Source organism: Bathymodiolus platifrons methanotrophic gill symbiont (assembly GCF_002189065.1).
Taxonomy (GTDB): Bacteria; Pseudomonadota; Gammaproteobacteria; order Methylococcales; family Methylomonadaceae; genus Methyloprofundus.
This window is the reverse complement of the sequence record NZ_BDMN01000059.1, coordinates 1-3,256: the sequence shown is the minus strand read 5'-3', so window position 1 is coordinate 3,256 and position 3,256 is coordinate 1. Positions and strand designations below refer to the sequence as shown.

The window sequence follows — 3,256 nt, the reverse complement described above, 5'->3', positions numbered from 1 at the left end:
GTTGTAGCATAGTTTCAATTTTACCATAAATAATTATTGGGAAACTTCAGTTTACAAGAGTATTATTTTAATTTTTATTGACAAGTTTCAGGATTTCTATGATGAGTATAAGTCAGATAAGCACTAGGCCCCTTTGTTGTCCTGTTTTATATTTTATTGTTGTCTTGTCGTTGCTCCCAGCAACGGTTTTTGCTGAAAAGATGGCGGTTGACACGCCTACTGTAAAGCAAATACTTAAAGGAGATGATACCGAGGAGGTTCAGCCAAGGGAAACAGTGCCGTATGACCGCTTGAACCGGAGCACACCTCGCAGTAGTGTGGTATCTCTGATTGAAGCAATAAAAAACAATGAGCATGAGATTCTGTTGGAATTTCTAGATATGCGTTATGTCCCCAAAAATATTGCGGTGCAGGGGCCGGAATTGGTTCACAAGTTAAAGATAGTTGCGAAACGGGTGTTCTGGATAGGGCCTGAAAACCTGAGTATTGAGCTAGCTGGTCACCTGGATGATGGGCTGCCCTGCTACCGTGACCGGGTGGCCAGAGCAAGGGGTCAGGTCTTTATTTTTGCATTTCGCTATGTGTAATTCTACTCACCGTTGAGTAATGCAATGAATAATATTGACCAATTAAAGAGGTCGCACACTTCGAGAAGGGGGCTTGACCCCATTTTTCCTCTAAATGAATTTGATATTTTGCAAAAAAAATTACAATATCCTAATAATATATTAGGAAATGATAATAAGACTGATGATGACGAGTAGAATGAATAAGTTATAACAACCGCATCACTTGCCACACACAAACCAGTAAAACGAGGAGTAAAGAAAGATGATTAAGTTCGTTATGTGCATAACACGACACCCAAACATGACTCGGGAAGAATTCAAAGATTATTGGTTGAATAAACATGGTCCATTCTTCATGAGCAACTCTGATGCGATGGGGGCAAAAAAATATGTGCAGTCACATACACTAGATACCCCTTTGAACGAAGGCCTAAGAAGTTCAAGAGGTATGCTGCCTGAATATGATGGCGTCGCCGAAGTTTGGTTTGAATCAGAAGAAGCACTAATGGAAGGAATGAGTTCTCCCGAGGGGCAGAAATTGGGTGCTGCGTTGCTAAAAGATGAAGGGAATTTCATCGACCACTCAAAATCTTCAGCATTTATTGTTGAAGAGCACGAATTCTAAATGGCTAACAAGTCACTGCAGGTGAGCAATAGATATGGCGCAGCTAGCTTTGTTTTACAATAATCTTGGCGTATTATACAAATGTTTGCGTAGAGCTTATATAACTACACTCCAATAAACCGTTTTTAAATAAAGTGATAATAAAATGAAATCAATAGCAATATCTTCAAAACAAAAACTGACGCTAATATTACTCAGTGCTCTTAGTGTATCTTTTAATCCGGCAATGGCTAAGTCGGACAAGCAAACTATGGGAGATCATACTAAACATATGATCACTAAAGACGAGAGTCAAGAGTTTCGTGGAGTTTATTATGGCGCCCTGCCTTGTAAAGACTGCCCGGGTATTGCGGCGACTCTGTCCTTAAAAAACAGGCAGAATTATCTGTTAGTCACCCAGAAAGCCAAATCTTCCTCACGAGAGTATTATGAGAAGGGAAAATATAGCTGGGATGATAAATCCGGCATTGTAACTTTAGTTGCGCGTAAGGATTCCAGTATACGCAAATTTCGGATTAAAAATGAAGCAACACTTATAATGCTTACCCCAGAGGCTAAGCCTATGACAGGCGATCAGCGTAAATATACCCTAGCCAAAAGAAACGATGAGGGCAAGCCACGTGAAATGCATGGGCGCTAATGCTATTTTATAGGTACGAGTAATATAACACTTTCCAGCTTAAGCTTATTGCCCTCGCACATCAAATAATGAGAATTCACAATGAAACAACTGCATAGAAAAGATTTGTTTGGCTGGTCAGAATTTAATCAAGAACGGAACCTGGATTTTCACAGTGTGCTCTGGGTTCGTGAACAAGGTAATGTGCTAATTGATCCTTTGGCACTGTCAGATCATGACCTAGAGCACCTACAAGCACTAGGCGGCGCTAATATTATTGTGATTACTAATAGTGATCATTGCCGTGATGCAGAAAACATTGCCGCGCAAACCGGAGCAAAAATTGTTGGCCCGGTAGGGGAGCAAGCGACTTTTCCTATCGTATGTTATTGCTGGCTTGCTGATAATGAGGAAATTGTTCCCGGGCTCATTGCTTATCAGCTGGAAGGTTCGAAAACACCGGGAGAACTCGCTTTAGTTCTAGAAAACAGCACACTGATAACAGGTGATTTGATCCGCTCTCATCTTGCGGGTGAATTATGTCTGTTACCTAATGCAAAACTAACTGATCTTGCTCTAGCACAGAAATCGGCAGCACGTCTCGCTAATCTTTCTGCTATTGATACGGTTTTAACAGGTGATGGTTGGCCTGTTTTTAAACAAGGTAGCGCCGCATTAAAGCGTTTGCTTGAAACTTAACTTAGGGATATGGAAAATAATCATCATCCATAATAAATACTTCGGGAATAACGGACTGTTTTTCTGTATGAAGGGCAAGGGGTCAGTGCGGCTAGGCAAGGTCGTGTATTCCAGCGGGTGAGAACCCCGCTTCAGTAAGGCAGGCCAGCCGCTGGGTAGAGAACTCTGAGTCGGCGTGGGTAATCACAAAGATCAAGCACAGGGGGAACAAGGCAATAAACCGTAAGCGAAAGTTGAAGTGATTGAGCCTCGAAAGATTAAGATGGGACAGGACGATGCTGTTGACCCGGCAGAAGTCAAAATAGGAAAGTGCGATAAGGCAAGTGCTTTTCTACGCCCCGGGGGCCGAGAGCATGGCATGTTGACCATTAGGAATAGACGGCAACCTAGGAGAACTACTCACCGTTGAGTAATGCAATGAATAATATTGACCAATTAAGGCTCTATGTGAATCCTAGTGGGTAGTGCGATAATAATACCATGAATAATGAATCTTTATTTAGTATGGCTTTAGGCTTACAATCGCCTTGGAAAGTGGAAGAAATTATCTTTTCAAACGACAATATTTTAGAACAGAATGAACTTCATTTGCAGATAGGTTTTGAACCAGGCGCCCGTTTTGCTGATGAATCGGGGGTTCTCTGCCCAGTGCATGATACAGTCGATCGGCAATGGCAACACTTGAGCTTCTTTGAGCATTCTTGCTATCTACATTGCTCTGTTCCTCGCATCACAACAACGGAC

The 3,256-nt window shown here is 41.9% G+C and carries 4 protein-coding genes and 1 pseudogene; all 5 read left to right on the top strand.

Annotated elements, in window-relative coordinates:
* The first annotated feature begins 98 nt into the window (after positions 1 to 98).
* Entirely contained in the window at positions 99 to 587 is a 489-nt protein-coding gene (locus tag CDZ78_RS04045; RefSeq protein ID WP_140413873.1) for a hypothetical protein, read from the top strand.
* A 244-nt stretch (positions 588 to 831) separates the two neighbouring features.
* Positions 832 to 1,194, top strand: coding sequence for an EthD domain-containing protein (locus tag CDZ78_RS04040; RefSeq protein WP_087868822.1), 363 nt, complete (start codon positions 832 to 834; stop codon positions 1,192 to 1,194).
* Positions 1,195 to 1,339: 145 nt separating this feature from the next.
* Positions 1,340 to 1,834: a copper resistance protein NlpE gene (locus CDZ78_RS04035; protein WP_087868821.1), complete on the top strand. Its 495-nt coding sequence runs from the start codon at positions 1,340 to 1,342 to the stop codon at positions 1,832 to 1,834.
* A gap of 81 nt (positions 1,835 to 1,915) precedes the next feature.
* Positions 1,916 to 2,512 carry an MBL fold metallo-hydrolase gene (locus tag CDZ78_RS04030; RefSeq protein ID WP_087868820.1) on the top strand — a complete coding sequence of 199 codons (597 nt, stop codon included), beginning with the start codon at positions 1,916 to 1,918 and terminating at the stop codon, positions 2,510 to 2,512.
* Between the two features lie 480 nt (positions 2,513 to 2,992).
* Positions 2,993 to 3,256 (top strand): annotated as a pseudogene (locus CDZ78_RS04025) (ISL3 family transposase); the annotation flags it as partial.

Excerpts from the sequence above, each read along its gene's own strand:
- CDZ78_RS04045 (WP_140413873.1), top strand. The coding sequence starts at position 99 with ATGATGAGTATAAGTCAGATAAGCACTAGGCCCCTTTGTTGTCCTGTT.
- CDZ78_RS04040 (WP_087868822.1), top strand. The coding sequence starts at position 832 with ATGATTAAGTTCGTTATGTGCATAACACGACACCCAAACATGACTCGG.
- CDZ78_RS04035 (WP_087868821.1), top strand. The coding sequence starts at position 1,340 with ATGAAATCAATAGCAATATCTTCAAAACAAAAACTGACGCTAATATTA.
- CDZ78_RS04030 (WP_087868820.1), top strand. The coding sequence starts at position 1,916 with ATGAAACAACTGCATAGAAAAGATTTGTTTGGCTGGTCAGAATTTAAT.